Origin of the sequence: Rheinheimera sp., from assembly GCF_036782235.1 — a bacterium.
In the GTDB taxonomy this organism is placed as follows: Bacteria; Pseudomonadota; Gammaproteobacteria; order Enterobacterales; family Alteromonadaceae; genus Pararheinheimera.
In genome coordinates, this window is record NZ_DAIPZL010000004.1 from 24,650 (window position 1) to 48,252 (window position 23,603).

19 protein-coding genes are annotated in these 23,603 nt (G+C 49.1%); 9 read left to right on the forward strand and 10 right to left on the reverse strand.

Features of this window, described 5'->3' with window-relative positions; genetic code table 11:
- The first annotated feature begins 31 nt into the window (after positions 1–31).
- Positions 32–688: a hypothetical protein gene (locus V7P87_RS05895; RefSeq protein WP_333796600.1), complete on the forward strand. Its 657-nt coding sequence runs from the start codon at positions 32–34 to the stop codon at positions 686–688.
- Between the two features lie 75 nt (positions 689–763).
- Here V7P87_RS05895 and V7P87_RS05900 read toward each other — a convergent pair whose 3' ends face one another.
- Both V7P87_RS05900 and V7P87_RS05905 read right to left on the reverse strand, forming a co-directional pair.
- On the reverse strand, positions 764–2,596 hold the full coding sequence (locus V7P87_RS05900) for a M4 family metallopeptidase (RefSeq protein ID WP_333796601.1): 1,833 nt from the start codon (positions 2,594–2,596) through the stop codon (positions 764–766).
- A gap of 356 nt (positions 2,597–2,952) precedes the next feature.
- Positions 2,953–3,816, reverse strand: coding sequence for a hypothetical protein (locus V7P87_RS05905; protein WP_333796602.1), 864 nt, complete (start codon positions 3,814–3,816; stop codon positions 2,953–2,955).
- Between the two features lie 120 nt (positions 3,817–3,936).
- On the opposite strand from V7P87_RS05905, the gene V7P87_RS05910 reads away from it, so the two are divergent.
- Positions 3,937–4,563: a trimeric intracellular cation channel family protein gene (locus V7P87_RS05910; protein ID WP_260655302.1), complete on the forward strand. Its 627-nt coding sequence runs from the start codon at positions 3,937–3,939 to the stop codon at positions 4,561–4,563.
- A 96-nt stretch (positions 4,564–4,659) separates the two neighbouring features.
- Here V7P87_RS05910 and V7P87_RS05915 read toward each other — a convergent pair whose 3' ends face one another.
- The gene (locus tag V7P87_RS05915) at positions 4,660–5,412 is read right to left on the reverse strand and encodes a TerC family protein (protein ID WP_296294165.1); all 753 of its coding nucleotides are present in this window, start codon (positions 5,410–5,412) and stop codon (positions 4,660–4,662) included.
- A gap of 226 nt (positions 5,413–5,638) precedes the next feature.
- Here V7P87_RS05915 and V7P87_RS05920 point away from each other — a divergent pair, with 226 nt between their 5' ends.
- A complete protein-coding gene (locus tag V7P87_RS05920) occupies positions 5,639–6,970 on the forward strand; it encodes an amidohydrolase (RefSeq protein ID WP_333796603.1) in 1,332 nt (443 codons plus the stop codon).
- A 48-nt stretch (positions 6,971–7,018) separates the two neighbouring features.
- Here V7P87_RS05920 and V7P87_RS05925 read toward each other — a convergent pair whose 3' ends face one another.
- From V7P87_RS05925 to V7P87_RS05950, 6 genes are all read right to left on the reverse strand, one after another.
- Complete coding sequence (locus V7P87_RS05925; protein ID WP_333796604.1) at positions 7,019–7,795, reverse strand: substrate-binding periplasmic protein; 777 nt, start codon at positions 7,793–7,795, stop codon at positions 7,019–7,021.
- A 33-nt stretch (positions 7,796–7,828) separates the two neighbouring features.
- Positions 7,829–9,577 carry a FimV/HubP family polar landmark protein gene (locus V7P87_RS05930; protein WP_333796605.1) on the reverse strand — a complete coding sequence of 583 codons (1,749 nt, stop codon included), beginning with the start codon at positions 9,575–9,577 and terminating at the stop codon, positions 7,829–7,831.
- Between the two features lie 99 nt (positions 9,578–9,676).
- A complete protein-coding gene (locus V7P87_RS05935; protein WP_333796606.1) occupies positions 9,677–10,468 on the reverse strand; it encodes an outer membrane lipoprotein-sorting protein in 792 nt (263 codons plus the stop codon).
- Positions 10,455–12,782, reverse strand: a complete 2,328-nt coding sequence (locus V7P87_RS05940; protein ID WP_333796607.1) for an efflux RND transporter permease subunit — start codon at positions 12,780–12,782, stop codon at positions 10,455–10,457. The genes V7P87_RS05935 and V7P87_RS05940 overlap by 14 nt, the downstream gene beginning before the upstream one ends.
- Before the next feature lie 32 nt (positions 12,783–12,814).
- Positions 12,815–13,558: a TetR/AcrR family transcriptional regulator gene (locus tag V7P87_RS05945; RefSeq protein ID WP_333796608.1), complete on the reverse strand. Its 744-nt coding sequence runs from the start codon at positions 13,556–13,558 to the stop codon at positions 12,815–12,817.
- A 264-nt stretch (positions 13,559–13,822) separates the two neighbouring features.
- A complete protein-coding gene (locus V7P87_RS05950) occupies positions 13,823–15,280 on the reverse strand; it encodes a TrkH family potassium uptake protein (RefSeq protein WP_333796609.1) in 1,458 nt (485 codons plus the stop codon).
- A 206-nt stretch (positions 15,281–15,486) separates the two neighbouring features.
- Here V7P87_RS05950 and V7P87_RS05955 point away from each other — a divergent pair, with 206 nt between their 5' ends.
- Complete coding sequence (locus V7P87_RS05955; protein WP_333796610.1) at positions 15,487–16,995, forward strand: YifB family Mg chelatase-like AAA ATPase; 1,509 nt, start codon at positions 15,487–15,489, stop codon at positions 16,993–16,995.
- A 182-nt stretch (positions 16,996–17,177) separates the two neighbouring features.
- Here the strand turns inward: V7P87_RS05955 and V7P87_RS05960 are convergent, their stop codons facing one another.
- Positions 17,178–17,510, reverse strand: coding sequence for a hypothetical protein (locus V7P87_RS05960; RefSeq protein ID WP_333796611.1), 333 nt, complete (start codon positions 17,508–17,510; stop codon positions 17,178–17,180).
- Positions 17,511–18,797: 1,287 nt separating this feature from the next.
- On the opposite strand from V7P87_RS05960, the gene V7P87_RS05965 reads away from it, so the two are divergent.
- The 5 genes from V7P87_RS05965 to V7P87_RS05985 all read left to right on the forward strand — a co-directional run bounded on the left by V7P87_RS05965 (position 18,798) and on the right by V7P87_RS05985 (position 23,443).
- The gene (locus V7P87_RS05965; protein WP_333796612.1) at positions 18,798–19,838 is read left to right on the forward strand and encodes a sensor histidine kinase; all 1,041 of its coding nucleotides are present in this window, start codon (positions 18,798–18,800) and stop codon (positions 19,836–19,838) included.
- Between the two features lie 11 nt (positions 19,839–19,849).
- Positions 19,850–20,923 carry a sensor histidine kinase gene (locus tag V7P87_RS05970; RefSeq protein ID WP_333796613.1) on the forward strand — a complete coding sequence of 358 codons (1,074 nt, stop codon included), beginning with the start codon at positions 19,850–19,852 and terminating at the stop codon, positions 20,921–20,923.
- The gene (locus tag V7P87_RS05975) at positions 20,910–21,641 is read left to right on the forward strand and encodes a LytR/AlgR family response regulator transcription factor (RefSeq protein WP_333796614.1); all 732 of its coding nucleotides are present in this window, start codon (positions 20,910–20,912) and stop codon (positions 21,639–21,641) included. Before V7P87_RS05970 ends, V7P87_RS05975 begins: the two co-directional genes overlap by 14 nt.
- Before the next feature lie 141 nt (positions 21,642–21,782).
- Positions 21,783–22,880, forward strand: coding sequence for a M23 family metallopeptidase (locus tag V7P87_RS05980; protein ID WP_333796615.1), 1,098 nt, complete (start codon positions 21,783–21,785; stop codon positions 22,878–22,880).
- Between the two features lie 230 nt (positions 22,881–23,110).
- On the forward strand, positions 23,111–23,443 hold the full coding sequence (locus V7P87_RS05985; protein WP_333796616.1) for a DUF3718 domain-containing protein: 333 nt from the start codon (positions 23,111–23,113) through the stop codon (positions 23,441–23,443).
- Positions 23,444–23,603 lie beyond the last annotated feature (160 nt).

The following is a 23,603-nucleotide window of genomic DNA, read 5'->3' on the forward strand; positions in this document are numbered from 1 at the left end:
ATCTGCTCCCTCAGCCACAGGCAAATTCACCATGCAAAACCACATTTTGACAGCGTCATTCTGCAAAAAATACAGTGGCAGCCAACTGCTGGCGGTCATCTTGTTTCTGCTCACTGCAGGCACAGTGCAGGCCCAACCTTTAGAATACCGGCATTATTACCCGCGTCAGGCCGAACCTGAGTTTTGGAGTGTCAGGCCCTTGCTGGCGGTTGAAAGTTCCGACAGCGGCCGCATCAGCAGTGTGGGTTTACAATGGGGTGGCCTGCCGGGTCAGTCGGTGGCCGTGGTCACCAGCTTAAGTTTTTACCATGCCAAGGAACAGTGGGGTGGCAGCGACATCGGCTTTACCAATTTTGATACCTCACTGCGTTTAGGCCGTTTTGACGATTTTAGTCTTTATGCTGAAGTTGGCGTCGCGCTGGACGAGCTGGTGTTTGATGAAGAAGAAACCGAATATTACGACAACTTCGGCTACCGTCACCGCCACCAGGGTCCTATCGACTGGTTTGCCGGTGTTGGTGGTGGTTTACAACTGGATTTTATACAAATTAACGCTTTTGCCCGTTATCGTTACCTGCGCAGTCTGGAACAACAATATTACCGCGAGCCCTTGTGGCAACAGGGTTATCTGCCAAACCCTGAGCCTTATCAGTGGTTTGCCGGTATTGAACTGAGTTTCAGGTTTTAAGCTGTCACTAAAAACAACCCCACCAAGGCGGTGGGGTTGATGTTTCAGGCAGCAATAAGGCGATGACTTCTGCCCTTATTGATAATTCCAGTTTTGGGTGACCCCACTAAAAGTGCTGTAAGCCCTTAAGCCCACATGCCAGGTGCCGGCGCTTGGGTTATTGATCACACAGCTTTCGCTGTTGCCGTTTTTATAGGGGCGGCAGGCATAACTGGTGGTGGTTGGTTGTGAACCAAAACGCAGGTATAAATCGGCATCACCGGTACCACCTGAAATGGTCACTGTCAGTTTGGTCATACCGGCCGGTACCGTAATGGTGTTGCGGGTCCAGTTACCTGTGGTTGCTGCCAGATTGGTCAGAGTGCCGGAGTTGCCCGGATTGGTCACACCGCCACATTCAGTGGCGGTAATACCCACGCTGCTAAAGGCAGCCGCCACATCAGTCAGGTTATAGGCTTTGTCTTTGGCGGCTTTACAAACGCCATTGGCGCCGGCCACAAAGGTGCTGCTGCTGGTCCAGTAAATTTGGTTGGCAATGGTGAATATTTCAAAAGCCTTGCGGGTATTCCAGCCGGTTTTATTGGCCAGCAGGTAAAAGGCTTTGTTAAACACCCCTGAGCTGTAATGCACATCCATACCGCTGGTATAGTTGCTGGCATGACCAATAGAACGACCATCTTTGGTTGGGTCGTCCATATACCTTAAAGCGCCGGTGCTTTTAAAAATATCGGCGCCCACCATCCAGTCATTACTGCCTTTCATAAAATATTCAGCAGCTTCACCTGCCATGTCGGAATAAGCTTCGTTCATACCACCCGACTGGCCGCTGTACACCAGGCCTGAGTTAAACTCAGTAAAACCATGACTGACTTCATGGGCTGATACATCCAGGCTCACCAAAGGATAAAAGCGGGTGGCTCCGTCACCAAAAGTCATCTGGCTGCCGTCCCAGAAAGCATTTTCGTAATTAGAGCCATAATGTACCCGCATTCTTAGTTTGCTGTTCAGCGGATTCACGCCAAACCAGCTTTGGAACATATCAAACACCACACCACCAAAATAATGCGCATCGTTCAGTGGTGAATAAGCGCCGTTAATGGCTTTAAAAGTGTTATTCGGACAAGTGAACAGGTGAATGCTGCCGCCTGAGGTGGCACCATTTAAATTAATGGTATCCACATTGGCGTTGCTCATACGGCAGCTGCTGTCGACATTCAGGTAGCCATAATCAGTGCCATAAAAATACTGACCGGTTTTACTGTTGCCGCCAGGTCCCGTGGCATTGGCATGGTTAATCCCTTCCCAGCTTTGTAATAACTGGCCGCTGTTGGCATCAATAATGGCAAAAGGCCGACTGGGTTTGCCGTTATGACTGGTCACGTAATCTGTGATGTACACCAGCCGCGCCTGGTTTTGTTCGTCCAGATAAACCCAAAGTTTGGCTTTGGCAGCCTGCGCACTTTGATGGGCGAGTAACGTAGTTTCATCGGATGCCGACAGCAGCTGCTGCGCCGAAAGACTGCCCTGAGCCAGGGTGATGGCTTCAATGGCTTTATACTGAGGAGTGACGTCCGGCAGATCCTGCTCTATGCCGGTCACAACAGTGCCGCTGATATCAGAATAGTTGTTGCCTGCTTTACTGGCCGCCGCACTGTGGCCCCACACTGGTACGCCACGGTACATTTGCTGGTACCGCACTTTCATTTTGCCATCGGCCCTTTTGATTTGTTGTTTGGCAACAAACTTCAAGGGTTCAGATTTGCGATCATCAGCGGCCGCTTGGGTCAGCGTTTGCAGGTTCTGCCCGTTTAACACCTGTTCAGCGGGTACCACATCGGCCGCCATCACAGAACCACAGCCAGCCAGCAGCATAGCGACTGTTAAACGGGATAAATGTTGATGTTTCATTGAGGTTTGCCTCTTGTATTTAATCTGATGTTCCTGGTTTTACTGCGTGCTGCTGCACACAGCCAAGCAACCATAGCGGATTAAAACTTCGGCAAAACTGCATCAATACAATATAAGATTTTTATAAAACATCTGTCATCAGGCTGACATCAGAGCGCCACAGCACGGGCAGCAACACCACGGAAGATTCTGCTTTGCAGAAGTGCTCACAACCCTGAGCTTAAGGTGGTTGTGACAGGGCACACACCAAGCCAGCCACGTTTGAATCATAATCAAAACAGGCACGACCGCGCATGGTTTGACCTTTTTATCTGATCTTTCTCGGCAGTGAAGCGTCTGTATGACAACAAAGCTGGTTAGTCTGCGCTGTTACAACAACGAGCAGCCGCTTTAACACCAGGGTTGAACCCGGGCAACCAGCAGATCAGAGGCCCTTTTCCACTCAATTGCAACTGGGGGGGTGGTGGCCATGCCAGCAAAACAGCGGACAGCTGCGATCTGACGATGTCACACTGTTGTTGCTGTGGCGGTAATGGGTTAGCTAACTTCCGTTGCCATTGTTGTAGTTGCTGTTGTATCGCGGCACTTTGTGTTTCGCTCAAACCTGACAGCATGTCAGCCAAACCTTGTTGCCGGATATCAAGGGACAGCTGGTCGGCCTGTAGCCCAGTGCCATAAAACTCATGCCAAATGGGTTCCAGCCTGAGCTGTAACGAAACAGAAACCAGATCCGCCATGTTAAGCCCGATTTCAGTTTGCCAATCGTTTTGCTGCTGTTGCCCTTTTTGCCATTGTATAAAGCCCGACAACGGCTTTAATAGCGTCTGCCACTGCGGTTCAAGCCAAGCACGGACCGCTGCCGAAGCTTGTAACTGCTGCCAGTGCAACTGATAACGACTGTGTTGCAGTAGCGCTGAGGCCAGAATGCCCTGCAACCTGATGCCGGACATTTCGGCCAGCACAGCACCGGATGGCAAACTCAGTTGCAGCTGTTGCACCTGCAGCTCGTCACGCCAAAATATAAAACGCACCTCAAAAGCCTGCAGCTGCCATACCGGCCAACCTTCAGCACGGGCATGCTGCTGATACTGCTGATTCAACACATCCAGTTGCTGTTGCACCTGATGGCGGGCGTACAACTGCAACAACAACCACAGCAACAACAGATTTAGTGTCAGCCACAACAATGCCTGATATTTTGCTGAAAAAAACCGCGCCATTTTGGGCTCCAAACCTTTGCATACATGGGCTAAGTACGCGCTATCACAGCTATTTTTTGCTGAAGTTATCACAAAGCTCTGTACCGTTGATATGATAAATTTATTTCGCCGGAGTCTGGTATGGAGCTGTATTTTCAGTGGTTTGATTTATTGGGCATAGCCGTGTTTGCGGTATCGGGCACTTTGGCCGCCTGGCGCAAGCAGATGGATGGTTTTGGCGTGATAGTGCTGGCATCGGTCACTGCTATTGGTGGTGGTACTTTGCGTGATTTGATCCTGGATGTGCCAGTGATTTGGTTGCGTAATGACAGCTTTTTTTATGCGATTTTTGCCGCCACAGCTCTGACTATTCTGCTGGTGCGCAAACGCCTGACCATTCCCAATAACACCTTGCAAGTTGCCGACGCGCTGGGTTTGGCTTTTTTTGTGGTGATGGGTACACAAAAAGCGCTGGACCACGGCACGTCCACCTTAGTGGCTATTATGCTGGGCACCATGAGCGGGGTTTGTGGCGGTATGATCCGCGACGTGTTATGCCGGGAAATTCCGCTGGTATTTCGGGGTGAGCTTTATGCCGTCACCTGTATTTTTGGGGGGTTGGTGTACACAGGTTTATTGCAACTGGGGGTGGAAAAAATGCCGGCCATGTTTGCCGGTATGCTGGCCTTGCTGTTGCTGCGTCTCGCTGCTATCCGCTGGCATCTGACCATTCCGGTGTTTAGCCGCAGCAGTAAAATAGACCCGTAAAGCGGCGCAACAGGCTAAGCAAAAAACCTGAGCAAAAACAAAGGCCGCGATGCGGCCTTTGTGTTGAAGTTATTCGCTGATTGCGGCTGTTGGCGCTTATTCCGACAGTTCTTTATGCAGTTTCACAGGCACAGCTTTTTTCTTGCGCATGCGGATATTGATCATCTCTACCGTGACAGAGAACGCCATGGCAAAGTAGATGTAACCTTTTGGTACATGCACATCAAAACCTTCAATCATCAGCATCACACCCACCATAATCAGGAAAGATAACGCCAGAATTTTTATTGAAGGATGCGCATCAACAAAATCACCAATCGACTTGGCAGCAAACATCATCACCAATACTGCAGCAATAATGGCAATAGCCATGATTTCAATGTTATTCACCAGACCTACCGCAGTGATCACCGAATCCAGCGAAAACACTATGTCCAGGATCATAATCTGAATAAGGATCATCATCAGGTTATTCGCCACCACTTTAGGGCCTGAAGTTTCTTCATCATCAGCACCTTCCAGACTATGGTGAATTTCCTGAGTAGATTTGGCCAGCAGGAATAAGCCCCCCCCTATCAGGATCACGTCGCGGCCGGATATGTCGTTGCCCAGCACAGTAAACCAGGTTTCGGTTAACCCCATCACCCAAGAAATGGAGAATAACAGCGCCAGACGGGCAAACATCGCCAATCCTAAACCCAGACGGCGAGCAAAAGCCCGTTGTTTTTCTGGCAAACGGCCGACTAAAATTGATAAAAAGATAATGTTATCAATACCTAACACAATCTCCAGTGCAGCAAGGGTTCCCAGTGCAATCCAGGCTTCTGGGCTGGCAATCCACTCAAACATATAATTCCCGTTGATTAAAATGAACAATGACCGGTTAGTGTACCAGCGCTGGCTAAAGCCGCCACTAGTTGCAAATAGAAATTATGTTTAACTGCGCAGTTCCTCAGCAACATCGGACTTTGGCTTGCTTTCGACCAGCACAATAAAATCTGCGTTTATTGGTGCTGGCCGCCAGGGGCAGATGACTGTTATGCTCAAAAAACACCCTGCTCACCCGGACTTTTTCATGAAACTGCATAAACTTGCGCTGCTGTTGCCATTGCTATTTAGCAGCCACGCTGTATTTGCTGCACCATCTTTGCCAGAAGCTGTTGCCCAGGATTATCAACAACATCTGGCACCGTTATTCCGCCATTTCCACCAAAACCCTGAGCTATCCCATATGGAGGTGAATACCGCCAAACGCCTGGCTGCAGAGCTCAAAGAGGCTGGTTTTGACGTTTATACCGGTATTGGCAAAACAGGTGTGGTGGCTATTTTAAAAAATGGCAAAGGCCCCATGGTGATGATGCGTGCCGATATGGATGCACTGCCGGTGGAAGAAAAATCCGGGTTGTCTTATGCCTCCAAGGTGCGCACCAAAGACTGGGATGGCAATGAAGTCGCAGTGATGCATGCCTGTGGTCATGATGTGCATATCACCAGCCTGGTGGGCACAGCAAGGCAAATGGCAGCGCGCAAAAATGACTGGTCCGGCACCCTGATGCTGATAGGCCAGCCAGCGGAAGAGCGCAGCGGCGGCGCTCAGGGCATGATGGACGATGGTTTATACCAAAAATTTGGCCAACCCGATTATGCCATGGCGCTGCATGTGTCCAGTGAAATTGAAGCCGGTAAACTGGTAGCTGTCGAAGGTTCACCTTATTCCGGTGTCGACAGTGTTGATATTATTATTCACGGCATTGGCGCTCACGGCGCCAGCCCACATCGCGGCAAAGACCCAATAGTGCTGGGTGCACAAATAGTGCTGGCGCTGCAAACCATTATCAGCCGTGAACTGGCCCCCAAAGAGCCAGGGGTCATTACCGTGGGTGCTTTTCATGCCGGCTCTAAACACAATATTATTCCGGACCAGGCGCATCTTCAGCTGACAGTGCGTAATGACAATATGGAAACCCGCAATTATCTGATCAGCGCCATAGAGCGGGTGGCAAAAAACCTCGGCCGCGCCGCCGGTTTACCTGAAGATAAACTGCCGGAAGTGAAAGTGGACCCACAAACCACACCACCCACAGTCAACGATATTCCGCTCACCCAGCGTATTAAAGCCAGCTGGCGCAAAACCATGGGCGACGATATTTTTGACCAAAATTACAAAAGGTTAGGTATGGGAGCTGAAGACTTCCCGTTTTTAACCACAAAACCTTATATTCCGAGTTTGTATTTTGCCGTGGGCGGTACACCCAAAACGGCTTTTATTGCCGAAAAAAATGGCGGTCCTGCAGTGCCTAGCCATCATAGTCCGTTATTTAAAATTGAAGCTGAACCTGCTATCCGCACCGGTGTGGAAGCCACAGTGCGGGCACTGCAGGAGCTGATGCCGGCCAAAGCCCCCTGAGATAAACCTGTTGTCAGCCCGCCGCTGAACCCACCTTTGTGGTGACGTTTAGCTGTCGGGCTGGGTTTCTGGCAGTTGTTGTGCCACAGGCGTTGGTCTTTGTTCCTGCAGCTGATACAAGCGTTTTAACGCCGCCACTTCAGCAGCTTTTTCCTGTAAAAAGCGGTTAAACTCCTGAATAAGCTCAGGATACTTGGCTGTTGATATTAAAAACGGCAGTTGGGTAAAAGGCAAAAACTCCCCTATCACCAGCTTATCCTGTTGCTGAATACCACGCAGATAATGTTGTGCCACATTGTATTCAATATTGGCACCGTCCAGCCGCCCCTTGAGCACCAGGCCAAGCGCCGAAGCCACGTCGGGCACATCGACAATGCGGTAATTGTAACGCGACTGCAGCGCCAGCCACTTGGTCGGCGCAAAACCATGGATCACCGCCAGAGTGCGGAACTGCTTTAAATGAATATGCTGCTGCTCAGGCCGCACCAGAGTGCTGCCCAAGGTATAAATCACCGGTTCGCTGTAATGTTTTTCCACCCCTGTTTCCAGATATTGTTGCCAATTTGGATTGTCTGGGTAAATAAGGTCAATGCCTGAGGTTGATGAGTGATACAGCCGTTTTACCGGCAAAGGTTCAAACTTAAAAGTATGACCGCTGTGCTCAGCAAATAACTTAATCAGATCAACAAAATAACCGCGTTTTTGCCCACGGCTGAAATCGTAATGCGGATAGTAGTCAATCTCTTCGATGCCGATCACATAGTTGCCGGCCTGCGTCAGCGCGCTGTAACTACACAATACCCACAGCAAACACCACAACTTCATTGATATACCTCTGGATTCAACTGCGCACTGCAATCAGAAGTAGTAGTCTATCCCAAGTTGCAGATAATCATCCTGACGTAACCACCAAATCTGTTGCTCCGGCGAACGGGTTTGAAAAAACCAGGCGTCCAGCCGCAACCGCACGTTATTGTTATACCTTGTTGACGCTTCCAATAAACCACTACGGCTTTTGCTGTCGTCCAGATCCTGCGCGATACCAAATAATAGCTCAGTTCCGGCCGCATCGTTCCACGCCAGTCGGGTACCGATAAATAAATCACGTTGGCCTGGCGTAGTGGCAAACATACCTCTGCTGTCGTACTGATATTCCATCAGCCAGCCGAGGTCAAAATCCGAATCAAACACGCCCACCATGCTGTATTCAAAACCGCCGGTCAAGGCCCGGTAATGGCTCTGACCATCGGAGCGTCTGATGGTTTCCAGCTTCCAGATCCAGCTATCCACTATCCACTGTGCATCCAGGCCAAATTGTTTGATCTGGCCATAATAAGGCAACAAAGTACCCTGCGCTGTTGGCACAAATCCGGGTTCTCTGGAGGTGCCGCTAAAATAGGACAAACCAATATCCAGCTGATCCAGTTGTTTACTGTAACGCAGCGCCCAGTCGATATGACGTTGTTCTTGATCCGAGGCAAAAACAGCTTTGTCCTGCTCTACCAGCAAAGGTAAACGCAGCCGGCCATTGGGCCCAGCTAAAGTCCGTTCACGAAAATAAGGCAACACAAAAGTCTGCAGATTGCCAAAGTCCCCAAACCAGTTGAACTGTGCCATCGGCTGACCCAGTTTGCTTTCACCATCAATGTTATCGGCAAAATCAGTCTGGTTAATAATATCCACCAGATGTTGGGACTCAGTCACCCCCCAGAAGATTTGATCAACCCCCAGCTTTAGCTCCCAGCCGCTGCCCACCGTTAACCAGAACGCCTGGCGAATATCCAGCAAATGCCGCTCGGCATCGCGTTGATCCCAGCGCAGATAAGGGCTTAGCGTCCAACTGTGGCTTTCATCTTTCGACTGCCAATACCATTCCTGTAGCAAATTTACACTGTTATGCAGTTTTGCTTGTTGTTGCAAACCCTGCTTGGCAAAAAACCGGCTTTCCAATCCTAGTGTGCTGTTGCTTTGCACCCTATCGGTCCAGCTACTGGCGACAGGACTGCTGTTGCGGCTCTGCCCCGGCACTATAGCCACCACCACAGGCGGGGCTTTATCCGGCACTGGCGGGGCAGAAGGGGCAGCCGGAGCAGCGGCAACTGCTGGTGCTGCTGGTGCTGCTGGTGCTGCTGCTGGTGCTGCTGGTGCTGCTGGTGCTGCTGGTGCTGCTGGTGCTGCTGGCAGCACAGCCTGAACCGGGGCAGGTGCTGTTGCCAGCTGTTTTTGGGTGGCAATCAGCCGGTCAGTGGCCGAAACAAAACGACCTTGATGCCGTGGTCCGCGCTTTTGTAACTGCCGCCATAACTGCTCGTCGGTTTCTACTTTTTGCCGTGCCTGTTCCACATCAATAGCGGCAATTTCAGCCGCTGTTGGAATTTGCAACCGGGCGCCATGTTGCACATGGTGTACATTGTTGCCGATAAAAGCGCGAGGGTTTTTCTGCTGCAAGGCAATAATGACCTGGTACATGCTGTAAGGCGCATCTCCCCGCGCCGCTTTGGCCAGACTCCACAAGGTATCTTTACTGGTCACAGGGCCAAGTTCAGCCGCATCCAGTGGCCATAACAGGCCACCACAGAGCAGGGGTAACAGAGGAGTCAGACGCATATCAGTTCCTTCGCAACGCGCCGGCAATATTTTGGCGCAGACTTTTGACAGGCAAATGTCGCGCCAGCTTGCTGGGTTGAAGTTTATTTACTGCGCTTTTTATTTACTGCGTTGTAGCGCATTGGTATCAAAATCAGCATCAGTGCGGCCTTTGCCAAACTGAATGTCCTGGGTCAGCAAATCTGTGCTTTTGCCGGTCTGGTGATTGTGCATGGTCATTTTTAATGCCCGCCAGTATTTACCCAGATACTGTTGATAGTCCTGCAACAACAGGGTTTTTAACAGGCTGTTCTTTTTGTCATAAAACTCAATTTTCAGCACTTTGTAGTCTTGCTGATCAACCCAGACCAGGGTTTTGCTGTAACCCGAAAACTCATCTGTTGGCACTTGCTCTACCACAAAGGTATTTACGCCGTTCAGCGTTTCATCTTTGAGGTAATTAAAACTGAATTTTTCCAGCTCAAACGAACTTAAATCTTCATAGGCAAATTCGCTGCCCATAAAAGGGCCGGATTTATTGCGTGAAGCAATACGTTTTACCCTTTTCAGCGCTGGCAAATATAACCACTGGTCGTCCGGTTTACCGGTATGGGAGTGGTTTAAAAAGGCAGTGCCACGCACGTCTTTGGGTTCATCAAAGATGGTCAGGCCTTTGTCACCATCATTGGCCACTTCCAGTGCAATGGTGCGGATCTGCCGGGTGCTTTCTTCACCCTGGGCGTTTCTCAACACCATAGTGGTTTTGGCTTCACTGTCTTTCCAACCTTCATCACGGGCTTTTCGTTCTGTGGCAATTTGTAAACCTTTGGCGGCATCAGCCCATACAGGCGTAGTAAAACCCAATAACAACACACCAATAGTCACAGCGCCTTTAACATTAAGCAGCTTCATTTGTTTGTTCTCCTGTTGCTGCAACCGCAGTTTTCGGCTGCCGGTCGCATAAAAGTAAAAAGGCCGGTAAAAACAAAAAGTCGACAATCAGTGCGATGGCAATAATCAGCAGGGTTAATAAACCCATGTCGGAATTTAACCTGAAGTTTGACAACAACAACACGGCAAAGCCTATCACCAGCACCACAGTGGTGATCGTCAGGGCACGACCGACACTGTGAAACGCATAACGAATAGCCTGCTCAGTATTGCGGCCTTCTTTGCAGGCATGCTGGTATTTCGCCAGAAAGTGCACAGTGTCATCCACAATAATGCCAAGGCTCATCGACGCTACCACAGACAATCCAAGGTTGATTTCCCCCGACCATAACTGCCATAAGCCAAAACCCAGTAAAGCCGGAATCATATTGGGTAATAAACTGATGGCCCCCAGGCGCCACGACCTTAAACTGAACACCAGTAACAATGAAATAAGCAGCATCGCCAGCGGTAAACTTTTCAGCATACTTTCCATATTACGTTCGCCAATATGACCGAACATCAACGCTGTACTGGACGCTTCGGCTTTATATTGTGGGTAATGTTCGGCCAGCCAGCCCATGGTTTGTTGCTCCAGTGCCAGCATCTCTTTACTGCCAAGGTTTTTTAGCGCTATCGCCACTTTGGTGGCACTTTTATCCTGATTCAGCTGGTTATTCAGATCCAGGCCAAAAGGCAAAGACATTTCGTACATCAATAAATATTGTGCCGCCAGCTCCTGCGACTCCGGCAGCTGGTAAAACGCCGGATCGTCACCATTCATGTTTTTATTCAGCCGCTTAAACACGTCACTGATACTGCTGACATGGGTCACTTCCGGCAAAGTTTGCAGATAACGGGCAAATTCATCGACGGCTTTGATAAAAACCGGGTCATTGACACCAGAGGGGCTGCCACTGTCGATGGCAATATCCAGCATGGCCACACCACCCAGCCGCTCTTCCAGATAATCCACCGACTGCCGGTATTCGGTGTCGGTGGAAAAATATTTCACCGCTTCGTCATTAACGTTGTTTTGTAAGGTCAGATAACCACCCAGCAGTGTGAGCACAGCGGTCACCGGCAAAATAGCTTTATGGTGGCGGATCACCCAATCAGCCAGCCTGTCCATCATCGAAGTGCCGTCCTGGGCTTCGCGGTAACCCTGGCTGATAGGCATTAATAACAATAAAGCCGGTAATAAGGTGACAGTAAAAAACCACGCCAGCATCACACCCAAAGCGGTCAGATTGCCAAAGTCCCGTAAAATCGGCACTTCGGAAAAATTCAAAGTTAAAAAGCCAACCGCTGTAGTGGCACTGGTAATAAACACCGGCATCATATTGATCTGCACAGACTTTTCGATGGCCTGCGCCTTGCTCTGGCCCTGACGCATAAAAAACTGGGTGGAGGCAATCAAGTGCACACTGTCGGCCACCGCCAGTGTCATTACCAAAGTGGGTACATTGACAGTGGCTGTGCTTAAAAAGATACCGGCCCAGCCGGAAATCCCCATAGTGCTGCTGATGGTGACCAGAATGATCACTACCACTGTCAGTGCCGCCAGCGCCGAGCGCAGCATCACCGCCAGCATCAGAATAATCACCACAAACATCAGCGGCACCAAAGTGCTGGCATCATGTTGTGCTTCCACGCTAAAAGCGTTGTTCAGTGACATCACGCCAGCATGGTAAAAACGCAATTCAGGGTGCTCGGCCGCCAGTTTGTCGGTTAAAGAGCGCACCGAGTTGTACACATCAGACACTTCCTGATTCTGATTTTTTTCCGGCAACTGCACTGTAATATTCACCGCCGTAATGCTGCCGTCTTTTGACACTAAACGGTCAACCAAGGCCGGCTCGTTGAGCGCCACCTGTTTCATTTTGGCAACTTTGTCATCGTCCAGACTGTTGCTGTCTAATAACAAATCTTCCACCAGCAAGTCGTCGTCGGCCGCTTCGGTATGCTGAAAATTGGTGATGGAGTCGACCCGCAACGAGTGAGGGGTTTGCCAGGCGGCGTCAGTCAGCTCTTTCACCACTTTCAGCACTTTGGCATCAAACACAGTGCCGGATGCCGGTGCTATTGCCACCAGCATATTGTCGCTTTTATTAAAACGTGCCTGCATCCGTTCGAAGGCCTGCATCTGCGGGTTATCAGCTGAAAAGAAAATGCGGAAATCACCGCGGAAATACAGGTTTTTGGTGCCAATACTCAACAGCACCACCAGCAGCATCACCCATGCCAAGCTCCACCAGGGATGGCGTATTGCACCATTTAGCCAGAATTGTTTCATTTGTACTCCCTGTTGTCTGGTGTTGTAGCTGTTTAAGGCTGCTGTAGTGCCTGCGCAATTCGTTGCCAGCAGCCCTGATAGTCAAAATCGGCAGACAGAGGCTGCCAGCCCAAACCATCCAGCAATAAATTCACGCCGGATAATATCAACTGCTGCTGCGCCAGCCCCTGAAAAAAGCCCATCTGCTGAGTGGGTCTGTATAACGCATTACCGCCAAAAGCCAGTGCCCATTGCAGATAAGTCAGCTCTTCAATACAACGCCCGCCCGGTAAACTGATGGCGTTTTCGACCAGCGCCTGCTCTATCACCTGCTGGCAAAACCCCAGCAGCTGCTGCTCCAGCGCCTGACGTTGCGCCATCCGGCTGGCCGAACTTTTTTCCACCACAGCCGGCGTAGTTGCACTTAACAAACATAAAAACAACGTGGGTTCAGTGGTCGAAAATAAAAAATAGGCGTAATGCAACGCCAGCGCCCGCTCTCTGCTGTGACCACTGAACTGCAGTGCCTGCTGAAATAACAACAGTTGCCGCTGCAGACTATCGACACTCAGTGCAGTGATTAAATCTTCTTTACTGCAAAAATGATTATAAATAGTGCCTTTGGACACTTCAGACGCTGCAGTGAGCCTGTCCATGGTTAAACCGGCAAAACCTTCCTGCTGCAATATCTGTTGTGCCAGTTGCAATAGCTGAAGCTCACGCTGCTGTTTCAGACGGGCACGGTTGCCTGAGCCTTGTTCTGCTGCACTGACTGTGGGCTTTTGCGGTTCTATCATGGCAGCAACCTGCGCTGACTAACTTGACGAATCGTCATAATAGTCAATCAAACGCAGAACTCAAGGTTATTTTTTCTGCAATGGCCATAAAAACCAGAACTTTTGCTGAAAAAACAAGGGCCCATCCCGGGCTGCACAGCGTGATTAATCCGCCAGATAACACCAGTTTAAACAGCAAAAAACCAACAGCGGCGGTTGAATGCTGCCGGCAAGACCAGGCCGGCAGCAATGGAAGGAGGGACTAAAAGGCAAATACCGGCGCTGTTAATAACGCCAGTACATAGGGGTGAATAACAACAGCACTGTCAGAATTTCTAACCGACCTAATATCATGCCAAAGCTAATCAGCCACTTGGCACCATCGGGCAAACTGCTGAAATTGCCGTCAGGGCCAATCACAGGACCCAGACCTGGGCCAACGTTACTAATGGCAGTGGCAGCGCCTGTTAAGGCGGTGACAAAATCCAGTTCAAACATCGACAGCCCCAAAGCCAAAGCGCCGATAGAAGCAAAATAAATAAAACAAAATGCCAGCACCGAGCCTAGCAATTGGTCATTTACCGGTTTACTGCCATATTTTTGCACCCAGACCGCATTGGGGTGCACCAATAATTTAAATTGTTTAATCAGTAATAAACCGGCCAGCTGGGTACGGAAGATTTTGAGCCCCCCCGAGGTGGAGCCAGAACAGGCACCTGAGAAGGTAATATAAAAAAACAGGATCACCGAAAGCCCGCCCCAGGCTGAATAATTTTCTGAGGCATAACCACAGGTGGTAATAATGGAAACTACATTAAAGAAGCTGTGGGTCAGGCCGTCGAGCCAGGGTCTGGCATTGTGTTCATGCTGATACCAGGTGAGCAGCAGCACACAAAAAGCGGTAATAGCCAGAAATGCCCTTACCTGCGGATCTTTAAACAAAATCCATTTGTGCCCCCTGATGGTGCCGACCAACAACACCAGCGGCAACGCCGATAACAACATAAAAATGCCGGAAGTCCATAACAGATGTGGTTTGTCGTTAAAGTGGCCAAAAGATGCGTCATAGTTGGCAAAACCACCGGTAGCAACAGTAGTCATACCGTGGGTAATAGCGTCAAAGCCATTCATACCTCCGATATAAAACAACAGCATACAGCTGGCGCTTAAAATCAGGTACACCAGGCCTATATACATCGACAGGCTGGAGCTTCGGGGCAGGATTTTTTCGGAAATATCAGAGTTTTCAGTTTTAAATAACTTCATACCACCGATTTTTAACGCCGGCAAAATGGCAATGGCCATCACGATAATACCGACCCCGCCAATCCACTGTAAAATAGCGCGCCAAAACAATAACCCTTTTGGCATTTGGTCCAGGCCTGTCAGTACTGTGGCCCCCGTCGTGGTAATGGCCGACACAGTTTCAAAAGCAGCGTCGACATAACTGATATTGGGCAACACCAGCACCACAGGTAAAGTAGAAAACAAACAAATAGCCAACCAGCAGAAGGTGGTTAATAAAAACAGATGGCGTTTGATCAGGGTAAATTCGTGGCGGCCTTTGTACACCAGAAAATAACCAGAACTTGCAGTGATAAAAGCAGAAACCAGATAACTCCAGAAACTCTTTTCATCGTAATACACAGCAACAGCTGTGGTGATTAACATGGCGCCTGCCAGCATCACCAGCAAATAACCAATCACCCGATAAAACAAAAACCGACTTGTTGCTGAGCGCACTGCTTATCTCTCAAATCAGCGGCAGGACTGCCGGACATTTTGGGCAAAACGCTGTTGCCCAAGCTGAAAAATCTGGTTGCAGTGTAGCGACTTATCCGAGATTTAGAAAGTCAGCACAGCGGCACGCTGCACTGTTATGGCATTTATTTGCATTTTATTTACATCTTGCTACACCTAAAGCAAAGGTCAAGCGTCAGGGATGTCGCATGTCACTCGCCATAGTGTACAGCAGAGCCCGTTTAGGGCTGGAAGCACCGCAGGTTTGTGTGGAAGTGCATTTAAGCCAGGGTTTGCCTGGGTTTTTGCTGGTAGGTTTACCTGAAACTTCGGTGAAAGAAGCCCGCGACAGAGTGCGCAGCGCTTTACTCAACAGCGGTTTTGAATTTCCGGATCGCAAAATTACCGTTAATTTAGCACCGGCCGACCTGCCCAAAGAAGGTGGCCGTTTTGATTTACCTATCGCCATCGGCATCCTGGTGGCCAGTGGCCAGCTGGCGGCAGAACATACCCAGGGTTTTGAATTTTATGGTGAACTGGCGTTATCAGGTGAGATCCGCGCCATAGTGGGCGAAATACCACTTGCTATCGCCTGCCAGGCCGCACAGCGTGGCGCAGTGCTGCCGATGGCCAATGCCAGTCAGGCACAGCAAGTGCCGGGGGCCAGTATTCACGGTGCCAGCCACTTGCTGCAGGTGCACAGTTTTTTGTCCGGCCAGCAGCCACTGCCCGCCATTCCGGCTTTGCCAAGCCCGGAGCAACCTGCTGAGCTGTTGTGCTGTTCTGACGTCAAAGGCCAGCACAGCGCAAAAAGAGCACTGGAACTGGCAGCAGCAGGGCAACACAATATCCTGATGTTTGGCCCGCCAGGCACCGGCAAGTCGATGCTGGCACAGCGTTTACCCGGTTTATTACCACCACTGGGTAAAGATGAAGCACTGCAAAGTGCGGCTGTCTATTCCATTCTGGCCAGGCCGCGCGCTTTGCAGGACTGGCATCTGCCGCCCTTTCGCCAGCCGCATCACACTAGCTCTGCCATAGCGCTGGTGGGCGGTGGTTCAGTACCTAAACCAGGTGAAATTTCGCTGGCCCATCAGGGCGTGCTGTTCCTTGATGAGCTGCCACAATATGAACGTAAAGTGCTGGATGTGTTGCGTGAACCTTTAGAAAACGGTTTTGTGCATATTGCCCGCGCCGGTCATCAGGCGCAATTTCCGGCACAGTTTCAGCTGGTGGCGGCATTAAACCCAAGCCCGACCGGCCATCATCAGGATGGCCGTGCCAGCCGCGAGCAAATTTTACGTTATTTAAGCCGTATCTCGGGGCCATTGCTGGACCGTATCGATTTACAAATTGAAGTGCCGCTGCTACCCAAAGGGGTACTGAGCCAGCAACAACATCAGGACGAAAGTTCGGCCACTATCGCCGCCCGGGTTGCCGCCGCCCGCAGCCTGCAGCTGCAACGCCAGGGTAAAGCCAATGCCAGACTCAGCGCCTCTGAAGTGAACCAGCATTGCCGCTTGCGCCAGCAGGACGCTGACTTTTTTGAACATTGCCTGCAGCAGCTGAAACTGTCGGCCCGTAGTTACCACAAATTGCTGAAAGTGGCCCGCACCATCGCGGATTTACAACAACAAAACAATATTGAAAAACCGCAGCTGCTGGAAGCCTTAAGTTACCGCGCCTTTGACCGGTTGCTGCAATATTTACAACAATAACCTTTTACATTTCAGGTTATGTAAGGCTGCAATTGCAGATGCCACCTCATTGTTTAACTACACCAATAGCCTTATTCAAAATAAAAATAATTACTGATCATCGACAACGTTCATTCGATAATGCCAAATATAAACACAACGTCAAATATCTCCAGAATTTCACGCTAAATAATATTTATCACTCATTTTTCATAATAATCACAGGGTACACTTTTCATCTTGTATGCTTTATCAATAATGTGACTGTAATTTTCAAACACCCCCAAGTCGGCATAACTCCCATTTATTTTTTCATAACCATTCAGTGCACAAGAAATACCTGCATTCAGTATCCTTTCAACTTCCTGTTTCGACGAGGCCTGGCTAGCCATTTCATAGTTGTACACAGCGCTGCTTAGTGCATGAGCGACATCAAAGCTCATTTGAACAAAAACAAAATAAATAACAACCACAACAGAAATCACGCATCCAGCCAAAAAAGATATCAACAACTGAAGAATACTAAAATTTTTCATCACATTGCCTTACACAATTAAAATATAAATTTTAAAGCAGGATTTTCAACAAAAAAAATAATAAAAGTTATAAAACCCTGCAATTTTACGCCATAATCAAGCGGTGTTAAGGGATTGACCAGCAAACTAAATAACTTGATGAGCTTCCAGAGCCGCTTATGCTGGTAAATGTCATTCTACAAAATTGTTTTATCTGCAATGTTGGTAGCTTAAATGTTCTATCAGCACGATAGTTTCCAGAACCATAACCACCAGTCACGCTTGGCTCTGGACGAATTGGAAAGCCATTTGCGTCTAATGCTGAATCTGGCAAAATATCCCAAGGCAATGTCTATTCGGGATTATTCAGGTAAAAATCTATTTTTGTATAGTCTGAATATTGTGTTGTGATTGTAAAAAGCCTGGAAGTAAAAAATTGACGTATTGCAATTTTAAAGCGCATGGAAAGTCTAGTTGTATATATTGCATTAAGCAGAAACGCAACATGCTTCTTTTTATTATGGTCATTCATTAAATCATAGGCTGATTGTGCGACTGTAGATGGTACAGGAAACGGCACACCTTGAAATTTCTCTCATGCTGACACAACTCCTTGAGATGACAATTGGAGAGGTAAGCATCCCATATTTTTATGGTTGTATGTGTGCGCATGATGTGATCATACACTCTTAGATACTCGTCAAAAGAATATTGATATTCATAGGGAACCACAGAATCTGCAACTGTAACCACTCGACGATCAGGTTCGAAATCAACTTCACGATAAAAAGCTTTAACGACTCGATTTACAACATCCATGACTATAACATCACTATTTGTTGTGTACGTCTCCAAAACTTTTGTCTTGTATTGGTTATACGTGCAGCCATCACAAACTACAACATTCAACGAGTCTTCAGATTTAGTTTAAAATGAAAAAGATGTAAGCACACCCATAAGTAACAAGCTTAAAAAGCTCATAGTTCCCTCTAATATTTAATAAAATTCCACAACTTAGATAAACTAACTTTCGTGAACATTAATAATGCATCAAGTCGCTTCGCTTGAAATGTACCCAAAGCGTTAATTAAATGCAAATAAAAATGACACAAAACACCTAATTTCATTTAGTTATGTGCCTAAGCCCCCCACAAACCGTTCCAGCACTTTCAAGTGCGACAGTCTATGTAACTTCGGATCCTCCCTCTGCAAAAACCGTCCCGTATTTTCATCCTTTTATCAAGCTGATAGCAGCACAACTGCAAACTTGTCTTTATACTCTGGCGAGCTTCATATGGATAACACCCCATGCCAAATCTTGAACTACGTCAGTTACTTCGCTACAACCTGTATTATTGGTTGGCATTGGTGGCCTTTGATGGTCTGAATGGCTTGCTGATGCTGCTGAGTTATGAAGAATATGAGTTTCACCTGCCTTATGTGATTGCCCGGTTGTTGTTGCTGGTGCTCGAAATTGCTATTTCCCAACGTTTTATCAACTGGTCGTTTTCCCGTCAGTTACCGCAATTGCAGGTGGTGCTGGCCGCTTTTGTGATGTTGTGTTTATACGCCCCGGTCAGCAATCTGAGCTGGATGGTACTGATGGATGAAGAAAAGTTTAAAGCCGCCATGCTGTTAAATCAGCTGGATACCACCAGTCTGCCACTGTTTATCTGGGTCATGTGTTATCTGACCTTCTGGCGTTATCAGCAGCAACAGCAACAGCTGCGCCAATCGGCACAATTGCATCAGAACATTCAGCAGCTGGAATTACAGGCGCTGCAGCACCAGCTTAATCCCCATTTTACCTTTAATGCGCTGAATTCAGTTTGTGCTTTGCTCGAAGCTGAACGTTATGAAGACGCTGAACTGATGTCAGAACAGCTGGCCACTTTTTTACGCTATTCGTTAAGTAAATCCCCGCAAAGCCTGGTGCAACTGGCCGACGAGCTGGCAGCAATAGAAGCTTATCTCACCTTACAAAAAACCCGTTTTGGCGACAAACTCAAGGTCATTTGGGAAGTTGACGACAGCCTGAAAGCACAACGGATCCCGGCTTTGTTGTTACAGCCTTTGGTGGAAAACGCTGTGAAATACGCGGTGGCCGGCCGCTCGCAGGGCGCAACTATCCGTATTCAGGGCAGCCATCAGAACGAACAGCTGTTACTGGCAGTCACCGACGATGGCCCAGGCTGCAGTTTGCATCAGGACCAAAACCACAGTTCAGGTGTGGGTCTTGCCAATATCAAAAACCGTTTGCAACAGCATTTTGGTGACAAAGCCAGCCTGGTGATCAAAGCGCTCCCCACTGGTTTTCAGGTCAATATCTGTTTGCCGTGGCAAGGCTAAAGAGGATAACTATGACACTTTGGTCTACCCAACCCCAACACAGATTCTGGTATTTTCACCTGCTGTACTGGCTGTTTTATCTGCTGCTAAAATTTACCCATATTGCTGTGCTGGTGCCAAGGCAGGGTGACCAGGCCTGGCCTTTTCTGCTGAGCTATAGCACTGTCACTAGCCTGGCGTTATTGGTCACAGGCTTGCTGGGTCAGCATTACCTGATGGCTGGTTTTAGCCTGACACAACAACTCAAACGCCTGCTGTATTGGTTAATCCCGCTGTTTTTTTTGCTGTTACCGCTGCGCCAGCGCCTGCTGGAACTTTATGCGCTGGACAACAGAAAAGTGATGACCTGGTTTGACATGCTGATTGGCACCTCACAACTGATATTGCTGCCTTTGGCCGGCTGGGCAGCGGTTTATATGCTGATCAAAGCCAATCAGTTGTATCAACGGGAGTTTATTGCCCAGCAGGCGCTGTTAAATCAGGCCAGAGCGGCGCGTTTGAAGGTGCTGCGTTATCAGCTCAACCCACATTTTATGTTTAATACCTTAAATGCCCTCAATTCACTGATTGTCAGCCGTCAGGGATTACAGGCTGAAGAGCTGATCCAGCATTTGTCCACTTTCCTGCGCCATTCACTGAAAAACAAAGACGACAAACTAATACCGTTGCCACAGGAACTCGACGCATTGTCAGCTTATCTGGCCATTCAGCAACTACGTTTTGGCGAACGGCTGGTGCTGAACTGGCAGCTCCAACCTTTGCCCAAACTGCAAATCCCCCCCTTGTTATTACAACCTTTGGCCGAAAATGCCGTGTTGTACACAGTGGCGGAAGTCTCAGGGCCAGTGCAGCTGGACATTCAGTTGCAATGTGACGACAAGCAACTGAAAATTATTTTATGCCGGGTGCCACAACCGGAGCAGGACAACGCCGAAGCCACGGTATGGCCAGCAAGCCTCAGTCAGCTGGCAGAGCGGCTGGATTTAATGTTTGGGCAAAAAGCCAGGCTGCAACTGAAGTTATCAGCCGGTGTTTTTTACACTGAACTCTGTTTACCTCTGGAGTCTTTATATGTCGACCATTAATCTGGTGATCGCCGATGATGAACCCCTGGCCATCAGCAATCTGAAAGCCAAGCTGGCCAATTATCCCAACCTGAACATCAAAGCTTGTTTTGACAACGGCGACGACACGCTGCAATACCTGCAACAACATCAGCATGAAGTCGATCTGGTGTTTCTGGATATTCAGATGCCGGGGTTAAAAGGCATCGATATTTTAAAGCAGCTGAATAAAGCCTCGGCCATGGCGGCGCCTTTATTGATACTGGTGACGGCTTATGAACAATATGCGTTTTCCGCTTTTGAACATTTTGCTTTTGATTATTTACTCAAACCTGTGTCGCGCCAGCGGTTAGCACAATGCCTGCTGGACGCCCGCACCGCGCTGGATAAACAACCTGAACTGCCGCCCAGCACCAATCATAAACTGTCGTTTCGTACCGGCGCTTCCACCCTGCTGCTCGAAGACATTGACATAGTGTTGATTGAAGCGGCCGGCAACTATATGTGTATTCAAACCTTAAGCGAAAGCCTGGTGATCCGCGAAACGCTCAAAGAGCTGCTGCAGCGCCTGCCCGGCCATTTTGTGCAGGTACATCGGTCTACTCTGGTCAATTTACACCATGTGCATAAAGTGCAGCCGCATAACAACGACTATCAGTTCACCTTATCCGACGGCAAAGTGATCAATGCATCGAGGCGTTATAAACAAAACTGGAGCAAGCAGCTCTCTGAGTGTTAACAGCGTCAATTGTAAGCAGCTGTTGCCTGTGCTGCTGCTTTCCTCATCGCCGTGTTAGAGTCTGCTGACGCAAATACAACAGACTCTGATCCTATGACCCTATCTAGCTTCAAGCACCGCACACTGCTATGCCTAATTGCCTTGGCGGCGTTATTTGGCGCCAGCTGGTTTTATCTTTACCCGCTGAACCAACAATCAGAGATTGCAGGTCCCGTCAACATCAGTGCTTTGCCACAACAAATCTGGCTGGAAGCGGCCGAACACCATCAAGCACTGAATTTCGATTTTTTGCTGGAGAATCAGGGAACAACACCGGTTGGCATCGACAGCATTGAATTGAAAGCCTACGACAGCAACAACAAACTGGTGCTGCGTCGCAGTATCGACAGCAATGGTTTTGCCCCCAGTATTGAAACGCTACCGGGCCGGGTACTGGCACCAGGCAGTCGCAGCCTGGTATTTAACCCTTTTCACAGTTTCAGGCCCGATGTTGAATTACACCGGCTGCAGTTTGTTTTCAGCCTTAGTATTGTCAATGCAGCCCCTGAAACCACAGCCAGCATCACAATAGAACCCAGACTGTATCAGAGTAAAACTCGGTTGTTATTGCCACTCAAAGGCAAAATGATGGTGCACGACGGTCATGATTATTATGCCCATCACCGCCGGCTGAATACCGAACATCCGGCGGCAACCGAGCTTGGTCTGACGCAAAATTTTATGCGTTTTAGCCTGGATTTAAACAGCACCGATCACAACTTTGCGCTGTTTCGCGGCACAGGCGAGCGCAATGAAGATTGGTATGCCTGGAATGCGCCAGTATATGCTGCTGGTGATGGCGTAGTGGCGCAAGCCGTTGGCAATGTGCCGGATAACATCCGAGGAGGTTCAAGTTTTTTCCGGCCAGAGCAGGTAAAAACCGATGCGATGCACTTTTATGGCAACTATATCTTGATTGACCACGGCAATGGAGAATTTAGTCTGTTGGGTCATTTGCAACGGGGTAGCCTGCTGGTCAAACCCGGCGACAAAGTGACCGCAGGCCAGATGCTGGCAAGCATGGGCAACTCCGGCAGTTCCAACAACCCCCATCCGCATTATGAACTGCGCAGCGGCGCCGGTTTGCATGTGGAAGGCTTGCCCGCCAACTTTAACCACTACCAGCGTCATTTGGGCAGCACAGTGCTGCCGGTGGCCTCAGGCCCAATCGATACTGGTGATCTGCTGGAGAATAACTAAATCCACAGTAACAAATGGCGGCAAGGGCCCGGTTTCACAAGGCTCTTGCCTATTCCACACTGCTGCTTTATCCCTGCTTTTCTACCTGTTATCACTTGGCCCCAAAGTAGCTTCCGCTAACCACATCCTGCGGTTATTTCCACGCTGTTCAGCACAAAATATCGTTATGGCAAGGTTCAAGCCCGTTTGACAACAAGCCATACCACCAATGAAACACAAGGAAACTGACCATGAAAACTGCTTTATTGATCACCAGCGCTTTATTCACCCTGAGTTTGCAACAACCGGCAACAGCCAGTGCCGGCAGCTTTACTTACGCCGAAGACACAGCCCGGCAAATTTGCCTGAATACCCAGGCTGACGATAAGCTGGCTTTATTAAAAACGATGAAAGAACACCGTATTCAGCGCAAAGCGGTGGTGGAAAAAGTGGTGTGTAACGGCCAGCCGCTGATGGACTTTGCCCGTGCTGAGCAGGCGGTCAAAGTGGTGAAGCTGTTGGAGCCAACAGAGCGCCGCTTGCGTGGTTCCGTCACTATCCAGGACGTGACTGCAACACCTTAATTCCTTTCATACCTATGGCAGTTTCAGCGGGCAACCAGCTATAGCGTTGGTTGCCACTGAGTAGGTGCCAGTCTGTTTGCCCCTGCTGCAGTTCCAGTGTTTTTGCCGGGTCGTCACCTTTAACCAGCCAAAGGTTGAACCTCAGCAGCACATTCCCTCA

Excerpts from the sequence above, each read along its gene's own strand:
- V7P87_RS05935 (WP_333796606.1), bottom strand. The coding sequence starts at position 10,468 with ATGAAGCTGCTTAATGTTAAAGGCGCTGTGACTATTGGTGTGTTGTTA.
- V7P87_RS05975 (WP_333796614.1), top strand. The coding sequence starts at position 20,910 with ATGTCGACCATTAATCTGGTGATCGCCGATGATGAACCCCTGGCCATC.
- V7P87_RS05945 (WP_333796608.1), bottom strand. The coding sequence starts at position 13,558 with ATGATAGAACCGCAAAAGCCCACAGTCAGTGCAGCAGAACAAGGCTCA.
- V7P87_RS05925 (WP_333796604.1), bottom strand. The coding sequence starts at position 7,795 with ATGAAGTTGTGGTGTTTGCTGTGGGTATTGTGTAGTTACAGCGCGCTG.
- V7P87_RS05905 (WP_333796602.1), bottom strand. The coding sequence starts at position 3,816 with ATGGCGCGGTTTTTTTCAGCAAAATATCAGGCATTGTTGTGGCTGACA.
- V7P87_RS05910 (WP_260655302.1), top strand. The coding sequence starts at position 3,937 with ATGGAGCTGTATTTTCAGTGGTTTGATTTATTGGGCATAGCCGTGTTT.
- V7P87_RS05970 (WP_333796613.1), top strand. The coding sequence starts at position 19,850 with ATGACACTTTGGTCTACCCAACCCCAACACAGATTCTGGTATTTTCAC.
- V7P87_RS05930 (WP_333796605.1), bottom strand. The coding sequence starts at position 9,577 with ATGCGTCTGACTCCTCTGTTACCCCTGCTCTGTGGTGGCCTGTTATGG.
- V7P87_RS05900 (WP_333796601.1), bottom strand. The coding sequence starts at position 2,596 with ATGAAACATCAACATTTATCCCGTTTAACAGTCGCTATGCTGCTGGCT.
- V7P87_RS05985 (WP_333796616.1), top strand. The coding sequence starts at position 23,111 with ATGAAAACTGCTTTATTGATCACCAGCGCTTTATTCACCCTGAGTTTG.
- V7P87_RS05965 (WP_333796612.1), top strand. The coding sequence starts at position 18,798 with ATGCCAAATCTTGAACTACGTCAGTTACTTCGCTACAACCTGTATTAT.
- V7P87_RS05960 (WP_333796611.1), bottom strand. The coding sequence starts at position 17,510 with ATGAAAAATTTTAGTATTCTTCAGTTGTTGATATCTTTTTTGGCTGGA.
- V7P87_RS05955 (WP_333796610.1), top strand. The coding sequence starts at position 15,487 with ATGTCACTCGCCATAGTGTACAGCAGAGCCCGTTTAGGGCTGGAAGCA.
- V7P87_RS05940 (WP_333796607.1), bottom strand. The coding sequence starts at position 12,782 with ATGAAACAATTCTGGCTAAATGGTGCAATACGCCATCCCTGGTGGAGC.
- V7P87_RS05915 (WP_296294165.1), bottom strand. The coding sequence starts at position 5,412 with ATGTTTGAGTGGATTGCCAGCCCAGAAGCCTGGATTGCACTGGGAACC.
- V7P87_RS05920 (WP_333796603.1), top strand. The coding sequence starts at position 5,639 with ATGAAACTGCATAAACTTGCGCTGCTGTTGCCATTGCTATTTAGCAGC.
- V7P87_RS05895 (WP_333796600.1), top strand. The coding sequence starts at position 32 with ATGCAAAACCACATTTTGACAGCGTCATTCTGCAAAAAATACAGTGGC.